Here is an 18,167-nt window from a genome sequence, read left to right as displayed (position 1 = left end):
TAAAATTGATAAAATATTAAAGCCTATTAAAAGAAATCTCTTTTAATAGGCTTTTTTTTTATTGTTAATAATACCAAATAATAAAATAATTAATAAAAATATTTTTATGTTATTTTTAACAGAAATGTGACTTTTTAAACTTAGCGGTGTCACACTTATGGTGCCTAGTTAAAAAATATAACTACTTTTGCACCTTTAATTTTTTCTAATGATGAATACATATCTAAAATAAACGGAATTAATACGCGAATAAACCAATAGTAAGTACCTGTCTAAACAGTCTTTTACTGGTGGTTATTTACAAACAATAATTATATATAAACTACAAATAAATACTCTTATTACAAATAATTACTCTTAAAAATGACAAAAAAAATTCAATTAACTCTAAGTAAAAAACTATTTTTACTATTAGCCTTTTTTCTATTAATTTTTACTAATAATAACTTGAGTGCACAATGTATTGGTCCTGCTAATGATTGTGATAATGATGGTGTTCTTAATGTAAATGATAACGATGATGATAATGATGGTATTTTAGATACAGAAGAATGTATATTTACTGATAAGCAAGCTACTAGAGTAGGAAGTGATAATACTAATAACCCTCAAACATATCAGTTTGTAGCAACACCTACAACTACTGTTACTATTGGTACAGATACAGGTGAATTTTTAAGCGGTTCATTTAGTAGGTTCGGGTTTAATGAAACTACTACTGGTAACGGTACTTATACTATAACTTTTGGAGAAGAAGTTTCTGATATAAATCTATTACCAGACAGTGTTGGAACAAATAATGATGGTAGTCTTAATACAGCAACAGCTGGAATAGATTTTACAGGACAAGCTCTTTTTGGAAATTTCTCGGCCATTTTAGCAAACGGGACAACTATGTCTAATCTTGCGGTATCTATATCAGTAAATCCCGTGGGAAATCCCGAACTAGTAGGGCAAACAGTTATAGATGGAAAAACATATATAACAGATCTAACGGCGAATGACACCCAAGCCAGCGGTACAATTTCTTTTCCTTCATTAATAGGCAAAAATGTAAAAAGTTTAACATTTGATAGTATTGGAGATGGAATAGGCCCAATTTTATGGTTAGGTATAAAAGCTTCAAAATGTTTAGACACAGATGGAGATGGTATACCTAATAAATTTGATACAGATTCAGACAACGATGGCTGTTCTGATGCAGATGAAGCCTATTATATGGCACTTACTAATCCTGGTGCAGACACAGATAATAATGGCTATTATGGATCTGGTACTCCTAACGTAAATAGCACTAATGGTAGAGTAAACGGTGCTTCATACAGCACACCAAATCCATATTATTTAAAAGCAAACATAAATACTTGCGATGATAATGACAAAGATGGTGTTACAGATTATGATGATTTAGATGATGATAATGATGGAATTTTAGATACTGATGAAGGATATGTTAGAACCACTGGTCAGCCAGTTTGTGCAGGTCAAACTACATTAAACTTTAATAATGCCTATTCAGAAGAGTCTGGAGATGGAAATATTAATACTTTTTTAGAAGGCGAAGTTTTTAGGTTTCCTAATGTAGCAAGTGGCATTGATGCTTTAGTTACTATTGTAAAATTTAATAATATAACATCTTTACCTAAACTAGATGATAATGCAAATGGAAACGCAAATGCTTTTCAACCACAATCTCAATTTAATTTAGCGAACATTGGAGATCAAGCATGGACAGAATATAAATTTGATTTTGTTACTACAGGTACAACTACCTCAGTAACAGTAGCAAAATTCTTTGCGAATTTTAATGATGTAGATGGTAACGCTAATTATGGAGAACAAAACTGGTCTCAATTACCAGTAGATTATGTAGTAAACAACCCAACAGAATTAACGATAACACAACCTCCAACATGGATTGTTGGAACAGCTGGTTTTAATGAATATCCATCTGTAACAAACCTATATCCACAAGTAAATTACTCTACCGAGCATAGTGGATCTTCTTATATTATTAGATTAGGAGCCGTAGCAAGAAAAGCAGGTGCTAATGGAAACGGAAGACAGCATCAAGTAGAATTTACATGTATTAGTAATTTTATAAAACCAGATAATATTACAATTTTAGATACCGATGGAGATGGTATACCAAACCATTTAGATTTAGATTCAGATAATGATGGTTGTTCTGATGCAGATGAAGCGTATTTTGGTAGGGTTGCAAATGCAGACGCAGACGACAACGGTTATTATGGTTCGGGTACACCAACGGTAAATAATGTTGGTAAAGTAACTGTTGCAGCATATGGAACACCAAATGCATATTATATAGATGGAACTGTAAATGCATGTAGTGACAATGATAATGATGGCATACCAGACAATGCAGATTTAGATGATGACAATGATGGTATTTTAGATGCAGATGAATGTTCAATTCCTACATTAGCAAATAATGGTTTCGAAACATATGATGTTACAAAAGCAACAGCTATTTTTGGCGAACCAGCTGATAAGGTATCTTATTTATTTAATCAAACAGATATTGAAGGATGGCAAACAACTGCAACAGATGGTCTAATTGAAATTTGGGAATCTGGTACTGTTGGAGTCATATCACATGAAGGAGAAACTCATGCTGAATTAAATGCCAACGAAGGCGCACAATTATACAGAGATATAACCACAATTCCAGGTTCTATTATTACCTGGTCTATTTGGCATAGAGGAAGAGATGGAGTAGATGAAGCAAGAGTTCTAATAGGTTCCTCAACTGGTACTTTAGTAGAAGTTAAACAAATGAGTTCTGACAACACAGGTTGGATAAATTACAATGGAACTTATACGGTGCCAGTTGGACAAACTACAACTCGTTTTGGGTTTGAATCTATATCTACAACTGGAAACATTTCTTCTGGTAACTTTATAGATCTATTTGAATTAGAAGTGTGTCCAGACACAGATAATGATGGTATACCAAATAAATTTGATTTAGATTCAGACAACGATGGTATTCCAGATATCGTAGAAGCTGGTGGTGTAGATACTAATGGAGATGGTAAAGTAGATGATATTAATACAGACGGTACCTTAGTAAATGATATAGATAAAGATGGTTTAGACGATCGTTATGATGCAGATGTAGCAGGTGGTACTAATGGAAATGCAATTACAAACCCAGATACAGACAACGATGGTGTTCCAGATGCACAAGACTTAGACTCAGACAATGATGGTATTGCAGATATTGTAGAAGCAGGTGGTGTAGATACCAATGGAGATGGTGTAATCGATTACCCAATTGATGGAGATCCAACATCAATGGTAGATATAGATAAGGATGGTTTAGCAGACACGTATGATGCTGATGTTACAGGTGGAACTAATGGAACACCTATTGCTAATAAAGATTCAGATGGAGATGGTCTTTCAGATGCAAAAGACTTAGACTCAGACAATGATGGTATTCCAGATGTTGTAGAAGCTGGTGGTACAGATGTTAATGGAGATGGTAAAGCAGATGGTTTTGTAGATAATGATGGTGACGGTTTTAACGACCTTGTAGATGGTGATATAAACGGAACTAAAGACGATACAAAGGCTTTAATTATTACAGGTGAAGACGGTAATAGTGATGGTATTCCAGACAATTACCCGAATGGAGATACAGACGGAGATGGTATTTTAGATAGTAAAGACTTAGATGCAGACAACGACGGCATTCCAGATTTAATTGAAGCGGGTGGTGTAGATACCAATGGAGACGGACGTGTAGACACAGCAACAGATGTAGACAAAGATGGTTTGGCAGATATTTATGATCAAAATGCTTCAGACGGTCCAGGACTTGATGGTACAAACGGTAATGCGCTTGTAAAAACAGACGCTACTGGCACAATGATAGGTGGCAATGGTAATACTGTTGATACTGATGGTGATGGTATTCCGAATCATTTAGACTTAGACTCAGACAACGATGGTATTGTAGATCTTATTGAAGCAGGTGGTACAGATACCAACAAAGACGGTAAAGTAGAACCTACAGCAGATATTGACAATGATGGTTTTGATGATGCTGTAGATGGTAATGTAAACGGAACCGACAACTCTACGAATGCTTTAATTACAACAGGTACAGATACAAATACTGATGGAATAGCAGACACTTACACAAAAGGTGATGCCGATTCAGACAATCTTCCTAACTTTTTAGACATCGATTCAGATAACGACGGTATTCCTGATAATATAGAAGGACAAACTACCGCTGGTTATATCGCACCAAGTGGCAAAGGTACCGCTATGGCAGATACAGATAAAGATGGTATTGATGATAAATACGACTCAGACTGTACAGGTACAAATTGTGCGGGTGTTACAGGTGTATATATTATTCCGGTAAATACTGATAGTAGTATTGATACTATTCCAGATTATTTAGATTCAGATTCAGACAATGATGGTATTTTAGATATTGCAGAAAATGGAGATACAACACATAATGTACTTTCTGGTGTTGATACTGACGGTGATGGATTATTTGATATTTTTGATGATAATAATGATGCTAGTACCAATGGATCAACAGTAAATGATGGAGCTAATGGTAATAATACAGTTACTACCCTTACTACTTTAGAAAACTCTTTTAAAGATGAAGATAATAACTTTGACCCTGCAAATCCTGCAACTGGTAATCTTGATTATAGAGATATAAAAGATACAGATAAAGATGGTATTGCAGATGCACTAGATTTAGATGATGATAATGATGGTATTCCAGACATTTTAGAAAGCGCAGGAAACAATCCTGATGGTGATGAAGATGGAGATGGTATTCCTAACTACAAAGACACCACAGACAATGGTAATACCGGAGATAGTAGCACAACAAACTATACAGATGCTGATGGAAATGGTATTCCAGATGTATATGATACAGACGGAGACGGCATCCCTAATCATTTAGATTTAGATGGAGACAACGACGGTATTGCAGATATTGTAGAAGCTGGTGGTGTAGATACAAATGGAGACGGTGTAATTGATTACCCAACTGCTGGAGATCCAACATCTATGGTAGATATAGATAATGATGGTTTAGCAGATATATATGATGCTGATATTACAGGGGGAACTAACGGAACACCAATTGCAAACCCAGATTCAGATGCAGATGGTATACCTGATGCACAAGACTTAGACTCAGACAATGATGGTATTCCAGATGTTGTAGAAGCAGGTGGTACAGATGCAAATGGAGATGGTAAAGCAGATGGTTTTGTAGATGTGGATGGTGACGGTTTTAACGATCTTGTAGATGGTGATGTAAACGGAACTAAAGACCCAACAAAAGCACTAATTGTTACAGGTACAGACGGTAATAATGATGGTATTCCAGACAATTATCCGAATGGAGATACAGACGGAGATGGAATTTTAGATAGTAAAGACTTAGATTCAGACAACGATGGTATTGCAGATATTGTAGAAGCTGGTGGTGTAGATACTAATGGAGATGGTGTAATAGATTACCCAACTGATGGAGACCCAACATCAATGGTAGATGTAGATAATGATGGTTTAGCAGATATCTATGATGCCCTTGTTTCAGGTGGAACTAATGGAACACCTATTGCTAATAAAGATTCAGATGGAGATGGTATTACAGATGTAAAAGACTTAGATTCAGACAATGATGGTATTCCAGATGTTGTAGAAGCAGGTGGTACAGATGCAAATGGAGATGGTAAAGAAGATGGTTTTGTAGATGTGGATGGTGACGGTTTTAACGATCTTGTAGATGGTGATGTAAACGGAACTAAAGACGATACAAAAGCTTTAATTGTTACAGGTGAAGATGGTAATAGTGATGGTATTCCAGACAATTATCAGAAAGGAGATACCGACGGAGATGGAATTTTAGATAGTAAAGACTTAGATTCCGACAACGATGGTATTGCAGATATTGTAGAAGCAGGTGGTGTAGATACTAATGGAGATGGTGTAATCGATTACCCAATTGATGGAGATCCAACATCAATGGTAGATGTAGATAATGATGGTTTAGCAGATATCTATGATGCCCTTGTTTCAGGTGGAACTAATGGAACACCTATTGCAAATAAAGATTCAGATGGAGATGGTATTACAGATGTAAAAGACTTAGATTCAGACAATGATGGTATTCCAGATGTTGTAGAAGCAGGTGGTACAGATGCAAATGGAGATGGTAAAGCAGATGGTTTTGTAGATGTGGATGGTGACGGTTTTAACGATCTTGTAGATGGTGATGTAAATGGAACTAAAGACGATACCAAAGCTTTAATTATTACAGGTGAAGATGGTGATAGTGATGGTGTTCCAGACAATTACCCGAATGGAGATACCGACGGAGATGGTATTTTAGACAGTAAAGACTTAGACTCAGACAACGACGGCATTCCAGATTTAATTGAAGCGGGTGGTGTAGATACCAATGGAGACGGACGTGTAGACACTGCAACAGATGTAGACAAAGATGGTTTAGCAGATATTTATGATCAAAATGCTTCAGACGGTCCAGGACTTGATGGTACAAACGGAAATGCGCTTGTAAAAACAGACACTACTGGCACTATGATAGGTGGTAATGGTAATACCGTTGATACTGATGGTGATGGTATTCCGAATCATTTAGACTTAGACTCAGACAACGATGGTATTGTAGATCTTATTGAAGCAGGTGGTACAGATACCAATAGAGATGGTAAAGTAGAACCTACAGCAGATGCTGACAATGATGGTTTTGATGATGCCGTAGATGGTAATGTAAACGGAACCGACAACTCTACGAATGCTTTAATTACAACAGGTACAGATACGAATACTGATGGAATAGTAGACACTTACACAAAAGGTGATGCCGATACTGATAAATTGCCTAACTTTTTAGACATCGATTCAGATAATGATGGTATTCCAGATAATGTAGAAGGACAAACTACTGCAGGTTATAAAGCACCAACAGGTGTGGCTACAGGAATAACAGATACGAATAATAATGGTGTAGATGATCAATATGAAGATGGTACCAATATTGGATTAGTGCCTGTAAATACAGACGGAGATTCAGGAACTAATTATTTACCAGATTATTTAGATAATGATTCAGACAACGACGGTGTTTTAGATATTGCTGAAAATGGAGATGCTCAAAACGTTGCTTCTGGTAATGATGCAGATAAAGATGGTTTAGACGATGCTTTTGATGATAATGACGATTCTAGTATTGCAGGTGCAACAGTGAATGATGGATTAGGTAACGATTTATTAGGAAATGGAGACAAAGTAACCAATACAGGTATTTTAGATACTTCTTTAGAAGATGCTTTTGGTGATGCCGATTTAGATATTAATTTACCTAACGGTGATTTAGATTATAGAGATATTCCTGACGCTGCAAATGTGATGATTACACAAGTATATCAGGTTGGTACAGAAAAATGGATAGAAATTACCAACATTGGTACTTCTACGGTTCTTCCAAACAACATTAATATTCATTTATATAAAGATAAAACAGGAGATCAAACAGGTATTAAGCCAAATGAATCTTATAGTGTTCTAACTCCTTTATTAGCAGGTAAATCAATATTATTTAACAACTCTAATAATGCATTTACCCCAGAAAACTTTGCAACAACAGGTAGAACAATTGTAGTAAATGATGCATTAACAGACTTAGCTGATGCTAATGATATCATCATATTATCTTCTGCCACAGACACATTTTCTTGGGCAAACAGATATGACGTGGTTTCTGATATTGCAAACAAAACATCAGTTGTTAGAATAGACGAAAGGTTAACGCCTAATAAAGACTATAACACCAATGAGTGGGTAGTATTTATAGATGATGCAATCGTACCTTATCAACCAATAAGTGATGCAGATGTAACAGGAACTAAAAGGCATCCGCAAGATCCTTTAATCTCTGAAATTACAAGTTCTAATACAGAAGCAAACACATTATTAGGGTTACACAGAATTAATATTACTGCCTCTACCCCTAATGCTAATGAGTATACTAATGGTTTTCCAGATAGATCTCGTTCTGTAGTAATTGATCAAGATTTTGAACACAATGCGAACAGATTAAGTGCTAGAAAACTAAAAGTAAACACAGATAAAAAATTAACGGTAACAGATCAATTATTAGTAGTTACTAATGATATTACCTTAGATGGAGATATTCGTTTAGCAGGTACTTTAGCTCAATTAGTACAAACACATACCAGTACAAGTACTATTACAAGTACCACTGCTGGAGCTATAGGTAATCTTTTAGTAGATCAAAACTCGTTGATACCTAGTTTATATAGATATGGGTATATGAGTTCTCCTGTTAATTCTTTAAATAATACTTATACATTAGAAAATGTTTTAAAAGATGGTACAGACCCAAGCAATCCAAAAGACATTAAATTTATGTCTGGTTATGACGGAGCTGCTACAGATCCTATTACTATTGCAGATTTCTGGGTTTACACCTATGCTCCTTCCTCTAGTGGTAGAGCTAACTATGTGCATAAATATAAAGATGGTCCAATAAATAGAGGTGATGGTTTTATCTTTAAGGGACCAGGAAAAGAACTAGGGCAAAACTACACGTTTAAAGGGACCCCAAATGACGGTGAGTTTACAACTGCTGTAAATATTGGAGCAGGAGATGATTATTTAATAGGTAACCCTTACCCTTCTGCTATAAATGTTAAAAAGTTTATAAAAGATAACTTTAATAGTATTAAGGCAACACTTTATTTCTGGGAACATCAAGAAAGTAAACTTGGAGAAGGAAATGGAATCGATGGACATATATTTGGTGGATACATTGGAGGATATGCAACGGTAAACTTAGCAACAGGTGCTGCTGCAACCTCTTTAGCAACCAATAACAACAATGGTACTGGTGGTTCTGGAGAAGGTACAGTAGATGCAAATTTATATAAAACACCAAAGGCTTATATAGCAATTGGCCAAGGTTTCTTTGTAGAAGGAGAAGATGCATCCGGTGGACCTATTGAATTTAACAACAGCCAAAGAGCCTATATAACAGAAGGTGCAGAATCTGTATTCTTTAAAGGAAGTAAAAAAAGTAGTAAAAAAGTAAATACTACTAGTTTATTACCAGTTATTAAATTAGGGTTTGAATATAAAAACACAGATGACTTGTTATTACATAATCAGATAGCAATTTCTTTTCAAGAAAGTAACTCCTTTGCTTATGATAAAGGATATGATTCTGAAGCTTATGAAATTGGTAAAACCGATATGTATTGGAAATTCTCTAATGATTATAGAAAATACGTAATTGCTGGTGTGCAATCTATTTCTAATGAATTAGAAGTGCCTTTAGAAGTTATCATGGATTATTCTGGTAAAGTAAATATTATGGTAGATGAAATTCAGAATGTTTCTAGAGATATTTACATTACAGATAAACTTACTGGAACTTCATATAGTGTTAAAAACGGAAAAACTACTTTAACTTTAGATAAAGGACTATACACTAATCGTTTTGTACTTGCTTTTACTCCAAGCAATACTTTAGATCTAGAAGATGAAATATTAGCTGCATACACCAATATTTATGCAGACAATAAAAACAACCAAATTGTAATTTCTATAAACAATGAAATAGAAATAAACAAGGTAGAGTTGTTTGACATCCTTGGTAAAAAAGTAAGCCTTTGGAATATTAAAGAACAAAAAGAGACTTATCAATTAGGTATCAAAAAACAATTACCAACAGGTATTTATATTGTAAAAATGGATACAGATAAAGGTACTATCAATAAAAAAGTAGTTATTGAATAATACTTTAGAAATATTCCAAATATAAAGGAACAATTCTTAAAATTTAAACCAGTGAAAAATTTTCACTGGTTTTTTTTTGTCAAAATAAATTCAATAAAAAAAGATTAAACCTTGTTATGTAGAACCTGTTTCAGCATCTAAATTTACGGAAGTTCAACCATCATAAGAATCTGAAATAAATTCAGATTGACAAGAAAAATTAGACAACCTCTTTTAGGATAGCTTCTAAAAAGGAAATTCTCTCAATCAGTTACTTTTTCAAATTATCTATATAATGAATGTATTATTTATTTAAAATTCTCGTCCTAAAATATCTTAAACAATTAAATATTTAAATTAAGTGTGACATATAAAATTTAATAGTGTCTATAACATGGTGCTCAGTTAATAATAACTACTTTTGCACCCTTTTAAAAAAAACTTTCTTAAATGATTAAATATCTAAAAGAAACGAAACTATTTGGGGAAATAGCTCGTTTTAATGTATTTAACCCTATAAACTTATCTTTATTTAGTTTAAAAAATACATTAGTATCAAATTCAAATAAGGTTTCTTATCTTATACTTACTACATGTTTACTTATTACTTTTCAAAACACAAATGGGCAAAGCACTCCTATTTTTCCAAATAGTCAAGTGTTAAAGCAAGGTACAGACAAAAAACCAGGTGCAAAGTATTTAATAGAAGATGTACAACTTAAAGCCAATGGAAGCCTTTATGATGTAGATGCAATTCTAAGTATTGTATCCTTTATTGGTACACCAACTATTGTAAGCATTGATGATACACAATTTGTTGAAAACAGATTTGAACCTGTTATAACATACAGTCAACCTAATCAGGCTGTACGTTGGAGAATAGAATTTATTGCTGCCGGTTCTGCAGATAGTAATATAAATGACGCAGTAGTGTTTCCTTTAGATTCTTATACGTTAGAAATTATAGATTTAGATGCAGGAGAATGGGCAGAAGTTATTGTACCAGATAGTTATCAACTTGCTAGTCCTACTATTATTTCTGCAACTCCAGGAACTTCGGTAGCGAACTCAACTCGTTTTACTAGTGAAACAAATACAACAGACCAAAGTGTATCTATAAATAACACAAGATCTATTGTAAGAATTAATTACACAAACGTAAGTGTTGTAGACTTTACATTAGGTAGAAATAACAACGTACCAAATATAACAAGAAATATTTCTGTTGGATTTCTAGGAGAAGTAGTCTTTACGAGACCTGTTGTAGTAGAAGTAAATGAGCCACCAGTTGTAATAAATAACTTAAACAACATCATTATTTCTAACACCACATTTACAAAAAATGTACTTAACGGATCTAGTGATCTTGATGGTAATTTAGCTCCAGAAACAATTACGTTAATAGACCCAAATAACCCTACAAACCTAGGAAGTGTTGGCAATCCGTTAGTAATTCCTGGAGTTGGTACCTATACCGTAAATAAAAATGGAAAAGTAATATATACTCCTGCAACAGATTATGTTGGAGATGCTTCTATTCTATTTAGAGTAGCAGATACACTTGGCGCAAATTCTAATGATGGAAAATTACAAATTACAGTATCTGCAGATACAGATAATGATGGTATTCCTAATATTTTAGATTTAGATGATGATAACGACGGTATTTTAGATACTGTTGAAAACGGAAACAACTTTGCTGATGGTGATGAGGATGGTGATGGAATTCCTAACTATTTAGACACTGTAGATAATGGTAATTCTGGTGATGGTAGTACAACAAATTACACAGATGCAAATAAGGATGGTATCCCAGATGTATATGATGTAGATGGAGATGGTATACCTAATCATTTAGATTTAGATTCAGACAACGATGGTATCCCTGATATTGTAGAAGCTGGTGGAGTTGATACAGACGGAAATGGTTTAGTAGACAATATTAATACGAATGGTACTCTTAAAAATGATGTTGATAAAGATGGTTTAGATGATCGTTACGACGCTAATGTAAAAGGAGGAACTAATGGAATTGCTATTACGAACCCAGATACAGATAACGACGGAATTTCTGATGCACAAGATTTAGATGCCGACAATGATGGAATTCCTGATATTATAGAAGCAGGCGGAACAGATACTGACGGAAATGGTTTAGTAGATACTATTAACGCCAATGGTAAACTTAAAAATGATATTGACAGTGATGGTTTTGATGATCTTGTAGATGGTGATGTTGGCCAATCAGGAACATCAAATAACAAGAATAATGCATTAATAATTACCGGATCTGATACAGATAAAGATGGTAAACCAAACTCTTATGCAACTGGAGATACTGATGGAGATGGAATTCCAAATCATTTAGACCTAGATTCAGACAACGATGGTATTGTAGATATTATTGAAGCTGGAGGAACAGATGCTAACAAAGATGGTAAAGTAGATAATATTGATACCAACGGAAAGTTAACAACTGATAGAAATACAAATGGTTTTGACGATGCAGTAGATGGTGCTATAAATTCTGGTACTCCTTTAATAATTACAGGAACTGACACGAATAATAATGGAAAACCAAACTCTTACAAAACAGGTGATGCAGACAATGATGGTAAATTAAACCACTTAGATATTGATGCAGACAATGATGGGATTCCAGATAATATTGAAGGACAAACTACAGCTGATTACATCGCCCCTAGCGGAATAGGAACTACTATAAAAGACACCAACAACAATGGTGTAGATGACAATTATGAAGACATCTCAAATAATATTGTTGGTCTTACTCCTGAAAATACGGATAAAACAGACGAAGCAGATTATTTAGATTCAGACTCAGATAATGATGGAATTCCTGATATTTTTGAAAATGGTCATACAAAGAATATCCTTAGTGGAAATGACAAAGATAATGACGGTTTAGATGATAATTTTGAGGATAATGATGATTCATCAATAAATGGAGCTACTGTTAATGATGGTTTAAATCCTGACAATAAAGTAACAGACCTAGTAACTTTAGAAAACTCTTTTGGTGATGAAGACAATGACTTCGACCCTAAAACCCCAACTACCGGTAATCTTGATTATAGAGATGTACCTGTAGCTGCAGATGTGATGATTACCCAAGTATATCAATTCAACAATGAAAAATGGATTGAAATTACAAATATCAGTTCTAAAGTTATACCTGCTAAAACTATTAAAATTCAATTATATAAAGATAAAACAGGCGATCAAACAGGTGTAGAAGCAGATGCTTCTTATATTGTTGGTACAGAACTAAAAGCAGGTAAATCTGTATTATTTAAAAATAGTACAAACAGTATTATTTCTAAGGATGAATTAGCAGCAGATGCAACCATTATTATTAATAATGCGTTAACTAGTTTAGATGATGCTACTAATGATATTATTACGCTTTCTTCTGTTTCTGGAGTGTATTCTTGGGCATATAGATACGATGTAGCCTCTAATATTGCTAACAAAACTTCGGTTGTAAGAATAGATGAAACATTAAAAACGAATCCTAACTATACAAAAAGTGAGTGGGTAGTATTTATAGATGATGCAATAAACTCATACCAATCTGGATATGGTGGTGGTAATAGCAATACTAAAAGACACTCTCAAGATCCTTTAATTTCAGAAATAAAGACTTCTAATAAACAAGCAAATACCTTGTTAGGTTTACACAGAATTAAGGAAACTACAACAAATACAGATGGTACTTGGAATAATGGTTTTCCAGACAGATCTCGTTATGTTATAGTTAATGCATATTACAATCATGAGAACAATAGATTAAGTGCAAGAAAATTAAAGGTTGTTAAGAATAATGAATTAAGAGTAACAGATCAATTATTAGTCGTTACTAATGATATAGAGTTAAACGGAGAAATTCGTTTATCTGGTTCTTCTGCTCAATTGATACAAACACACACAGATGCAAGTACCGTTTCTGGGGATGGAAGGTTGTTTGTAGATCAAAACTCAGAAGTACCTAGTTTATATCGTTACAACTACATGAGTTCTCCTGTTACCACTTTAAATGAAGATACCTATACTATAGAATCTGTTCTTAGAGACGGTACCATAGCAAATACACCTAAAGAAATTAAATTTGTTGGTGGTTATGATGGTGCATTTACTGGATCTGGTATTTCCTTAGCAGATTACTGGGTATATACCTATACTCCTGCTAGTAACGGAAGAGCTAACTGGGCACATAAATATAATAAAGGAATTATAGATAGAGGTGATGGTTATACTTTTAAAGGACCAGGAAGAAACCAAAATTACACATTTGTGGGTACCCCTAATGATGGTAAGTTTGAGACTAAGAATATAACTAAAGGACAATCTTATTTAATAGGTAATCCTTTCCCTTCTGCTTTAAATGCTAGAAAGTTTTTAGATGATAATAACGCTTTAATATCAACTATTTATTTTTGGCAACATGTAGCAGAAACGGAAGCTTCAGGAACTGCTGGTCATAACTTTGGAGGTTATATTGGTGGATATGCTGCTCAAAACGTAAGTATGGCAACAGCTGTAAAAACGGGTAAAATAGAACCTGTTAACTACACGCTTGAAGCTGAAGATTCACCAACATTAATTGGAGCTATATTAGACCTAATTGGTCTAGGTAATAAAGAAGTTTCTTTAGCTAAAGATGAATATATCACTTTTGAAAATATTACTAGAGGAGTAGATTCTTTAAGAATTGTATATAGAGCAACAGGACTTAAAAAATTAAAAATTAAAATAAATAATGTTGAAAGAGGAGAATTTAAGCTTCCAAACACTAGTAATCGTTTTGAAGAAATAAAGTTTGCTATGTGCATAACATCAGGTAGTGACATAACATTAACCTCTAACTCTAACTCTAGTGAACGTCTTTATATTGATAAGATAATTTTAAAAGATGAAGATGGTCAGTTAGCTTGTATTCCAGACTCAGGAGGTGATACTTATACAAATTTATACAAAACTCCAGAACCATATGTTGCAATTGGTCAAGGATTCTTTGTAGAAGGTATTGGTAACGGAAAAATTAAATTTAACAATAGTCAAAGAGAGTACAAAACAGAAGGAGATGGTACCTCTATATTCTTAAAAAGTAGTCAGAAAAAAACTGTGAAATCAGTTAATAATGAGCTACCTATATTAAAATTAGGAATGAGTTACTCTAATGATCAAGGAAGTAATTTACATCGTCAAATTGGAATTTCTTTTAATCAAGCAAATTCTTTTAGTTATGAAAAAGGATATGACTCAGAAATGTTTGATGTTAGTACTACAGATTTCTATTGGAAGTTTCCAAATGACGCAAATAGCTATGTAATTTCTGGAGTACAAGAAATTTCTAACGCATTAGAAGTACCTTTAGAAGTTATTGTAAGTGAAAACAGTATTATTACCATTAATATTGATGAAATAAACAACATCAATCAAGACGTTTACATCAAAGACAAATTAACAGGTAAAACACAGCAAATAAACAATGCCAATGTAACGTATCAATTAAAAGCAGGAACGTACACAGATAGGTTTGTTTTAGCTTTTAACGCAACCGAGGAAACACTACTTGGTGTTCAAGAAGATATACTTGCTGGTAAAACGAGTATTTATGCAGACAATGATAATAACAACATTGTAATCTCTAAAAACCAAGAAGTAAACATTCAAAATGTAGAGTTATTTAATATTCTTGGTAAAAAAGTAAGTACATGGAATATTAAAGAACAAAAATCTACGTATCAATTAAACGTCAAAAAACAAATAACAACAGGTATTTATATTGTAAAAATGAATACAGATAAAGGTACCATAAGCAAAAAATTGATTATTGAATAATTAGATTAAAACCTTGTCATGCTGAACTTGTTTCAGCATCTTAACTGATGCAACTTCAACCATCATAAGAATCTGAAATAAATTTAGGTTGACAAAAAAAGATAACCTCTTTTATCTTATAAATTAAAAAAGGCTAAGAATTACAAAATGTAATTCTTAGCCTTTTTTTTGTGACCGCGAAGGGATTCGAACCCCCAACCCTCAGAGCCGAAATCTGATATTCTATCCAGTTGAACTACGCAGCCATTTTGTTTTCTATAAAGAAAACAAAAATATTTTTTACATTAAATTCTTTTTCACTAAAGTAGAAATGGTTTTACCATCTGCCTTACCTGCTAACTCAGCAGAAACAATTCCCATAACTTTCCCCATATCTTTCATTCCAGATGCTCCTACTTTACTAATCGTAGCAACAACAACACTTTCAATTTCTTCTTTAGATAATGCTTCTGGCAAAAACTGTTCTAAAACAGCTAATTCAGCCAATTCCGGGTCTGCTAAATCTTGTCTGCCTTGTTCTATAAAGATAGCTGCACTGTCTTTTCTTTGTTTAACTTGCTTCTGAATAATTTTAATTTCTTGCTCTTCCGTAATTTCTGCTTGAACACCTGTTTCGGTTTTCGCTAATAAAAAGGCAGATTTAACCGCTCTTAAAGCTTGTAAAGCAAGCGTATCTTTTGCTTTCATTGCTTCTTTCATTTTATCCATTACTTCTTTTTGCAAACTCATTGTATTTTATTTTAAATTAATTATTTCTTTGTTTTCTTTAAGTATAAAACTTTTTTATGATAATCTATAAATGCTTTTCCTTTTTGTAGTACATCTGCACCAATAATACCATGTACTTCCTTTGCTTTGTGCTGCGTTAAAGCAGTATTTACATGCGATAAATCAAACAATACTAAATGACATTTCTTAGTATTCCAATTTCCTATTTTTAAAGAATTATTATCAGATTGTAACGTTTCCATATCTGTTGCTCCTGCCCCAGCCGCTTTGGTTTCACTTTCTTGAGCATCCAAATTAAAATGAGTAATCATATCTAACCCAACACAAGAATTAGAAGCACCTGTATCTAAAATAAATCGCCCTTTAACACCATTAATTGTTGCCTTCAATTCTAAATGATTGGTAGCAATTTTCTTTAGCTTTATTTTGACGAATTTCTTCTTCTTTAAAATTTTCTCAATACTACTCATCTTATTATGCTTTGAAGTGATCAAAAATACGATTTATAAATTTTAAGAAGTACTATCGTTCTAAAATTTCTTTAAGATTCTCTTTGTAAATAGCAAATTCTCTAAGATTATGATGCGTTCCTCCATCAATCTCTACAAACTTATTTCTAGTTGATGTATTTAGTGCTAACAAGCTTTTAGATTGCTTATAAGAGGTTGTATCGTCTTTATTACCATGAAAAAGGGTAATAGGACACGTTATTTTAGAAATATCCTTATCAGACCTAAATTGATATTTTAACAAAAAAGTTGGAACAACCTTAAATTTATAAGTAGCTGCTTTTTTAAAATTGTAAAAAGGAGCTTCTAAAATTAATTCTTTTGGGGTATTAAGAGACGCTATTTTGGTTGCAAAAGTTCCACCTAAAGAAAAACCATAAACAACAATATTCTTTTCTTTAAAACTTTTTTTTAGCTGATTATAAACAACTAAACCATCCTTGTACATGGCTGCTTCATTAAATGCACCAGTACTTTTTCCGTAATTACGATAATCAAAAACAAAGACTTCATAATTGTATTCTAAAAAGTAAGCAACCCGATCTCCCCATTTTGTTAAATTACCTTTATTACCATGACAAAATAAAACAACTCCTTTTGGGTTTGGTAATTGAAAGTGAAGTCCATTAATTACATTGCTTCCATCTGTCTTAATAAAGACTTCTTCAAACTTGTTTGTAAATTTATATTGATAATTTTTAGCTAATATATCACCATTTAAAAAAATGAATTTTTCTTGAAAGAGATAAAGAACAATAAAAACAACACTTATTATTACAGGTAAAGAATATACTAAATAAACCATTTATAAATTTGAACAACAAAATTAATCATTTTAATGATTATAAAATAAACGTGATTACAATATATCTAAATGAATTAAGAGATAATCAACCTAAAAAATAGATTTAATGAGTATAAAAGTATTTATAAATAATTAATTAACTTTTTAAATAAAAAGCACATTAGTAAAAAAATGTTTTTAACTTACTATGAATTATAAAACATAAAAAAATGAAGAAATTATTATTTGTAGTTGTATGTTTAACAATATCATTTACCGCTTGTAGAGAAGATAAAAAATCAGAAAAAAAGACTGAAGTTAAAACTGAAAATAATGTAAATATTGAAACTCCAAAAGGAAGTGTAAAAACTGATGGAGACGGAAATGTAGATATTAAAATTAAAGAGTAAATAGTAAAACTTAAAGTAAATTTTCTTTTTTAT

The 18,167-nt window shown here is 32.8% G+C and carries 6 protein-coding genes and 1 tRNA gene; 3 read left to right on the top strand and 4 right to left on the bottom strand.

Going from position 1 to position 18,167, the window contains the following annotated elements; translation table 11 throughout:
- Window positions 1-363 precede the first annotated feature (363 nt).
- Together KV700_RS13680 and KV700_RS13675 are read left to right on the top strand one after the other, a co-directional pair.
- Window positions 364-9,858 (top strand): T9SS type A sorting domain-containing protein, encoded by a 9,495-nt coding sequence (locus KV700_RS13680; protein WP_218598215.1) that lies wholly within the window; start codon window positions 364-366, stop codon window positions 9,856-9,858.
- A gap of 429 nt (window positions 9,859-10,287) precedes the next feature.
- Window positions 10,288-15,702 carry a T9SS type A sorting domain-containing protein gene (locus KV700_RS13675; protein WP_218598214.1) on the top strand — a complete coding sequence of 1,805 codons (5,415 nt, stop codon included), beginning with the start codon at window positions 10,288-10,290 and terminating at the stop codon, window positions 15,700-15,702.
- 171 nt (window positions 15,703-15,873) lie between these two features.
- On the opposite strand, the gene KV700_RS13670 is transcribed toward KV700_RS13675, so the two are convergent.
- The 4 genes from KV700_RS13670 to KV700_RS13655 form a co-directional block, all read right to left on the bottom strand.
- A tRNA-Arg gene (locus KV700_RS13670) sits at window positions 15,874-15,947 on the bottom strand.
- A 34-nt stretch (window positions 15,948-15,981) separates the two neighbouring features.
- Window positions 15,982-16,431: a GatB/YqeY domain-containing protein gene (locus KV700_RS13665; protein ID WP_218598213.1), complete on the bottom strand. Its 450-nt coding sequence runs from the start codon at window positions 16,429-16,431 to the stop codon at window positions 15,982-15,984.
- Window positions 16,432-16,451: 20 nt separating this feature from the next.
- Entirely contained in the window at window positions 16,452-16,901 is a 450-nt protein-coding gene (locus KV700_RS13660; protein ID WP_218598212.1) for a retropepsin-like aspartic protease, read from the bottom strand.
- Between the two features lie 52 nt (window positions 16,902-16,953).
- Entirely contained in the window at window positions 16,954-17,745 is a 792-nt protein-coding gene (locus KV700_RS13655) for an alpha/beta hydrolase (RefSeq protein ID WP_218598211.1), read from the bottom strand.
- A gap of 209 nt (window positions 17,746-17,954) precedes the next feature.
- Here KV700_RS13655 and KV700_RS13650 point away from each other — a divergent pair, with 209 nt between their 5' ends.
- Window positions 17,955-18,134, top strand: coding sequence for a hypothetical protein (locus tag KV700_RS13650; protein WP_166387741.1), 180 nt, complete (start codon window positions 17,955-17,957; stop codon window positions 18,132-18,134).
- Window positions 18,135-18,167 lie beyond the last annotated feature (33 nt).

It is taken from the genome of Polaribacter sp. NJDZ03, from assembly GCF_019263805.1.
Classification (GTDB): domain Bacteria; phylum Bacteroidota; class Bacteroidia; order Flavobacteriales; family Flavobacteriaceae; genus Polaribacter.
This window is presented reverse-complemented; position numbering and strand designations above follow the sequence as displayed.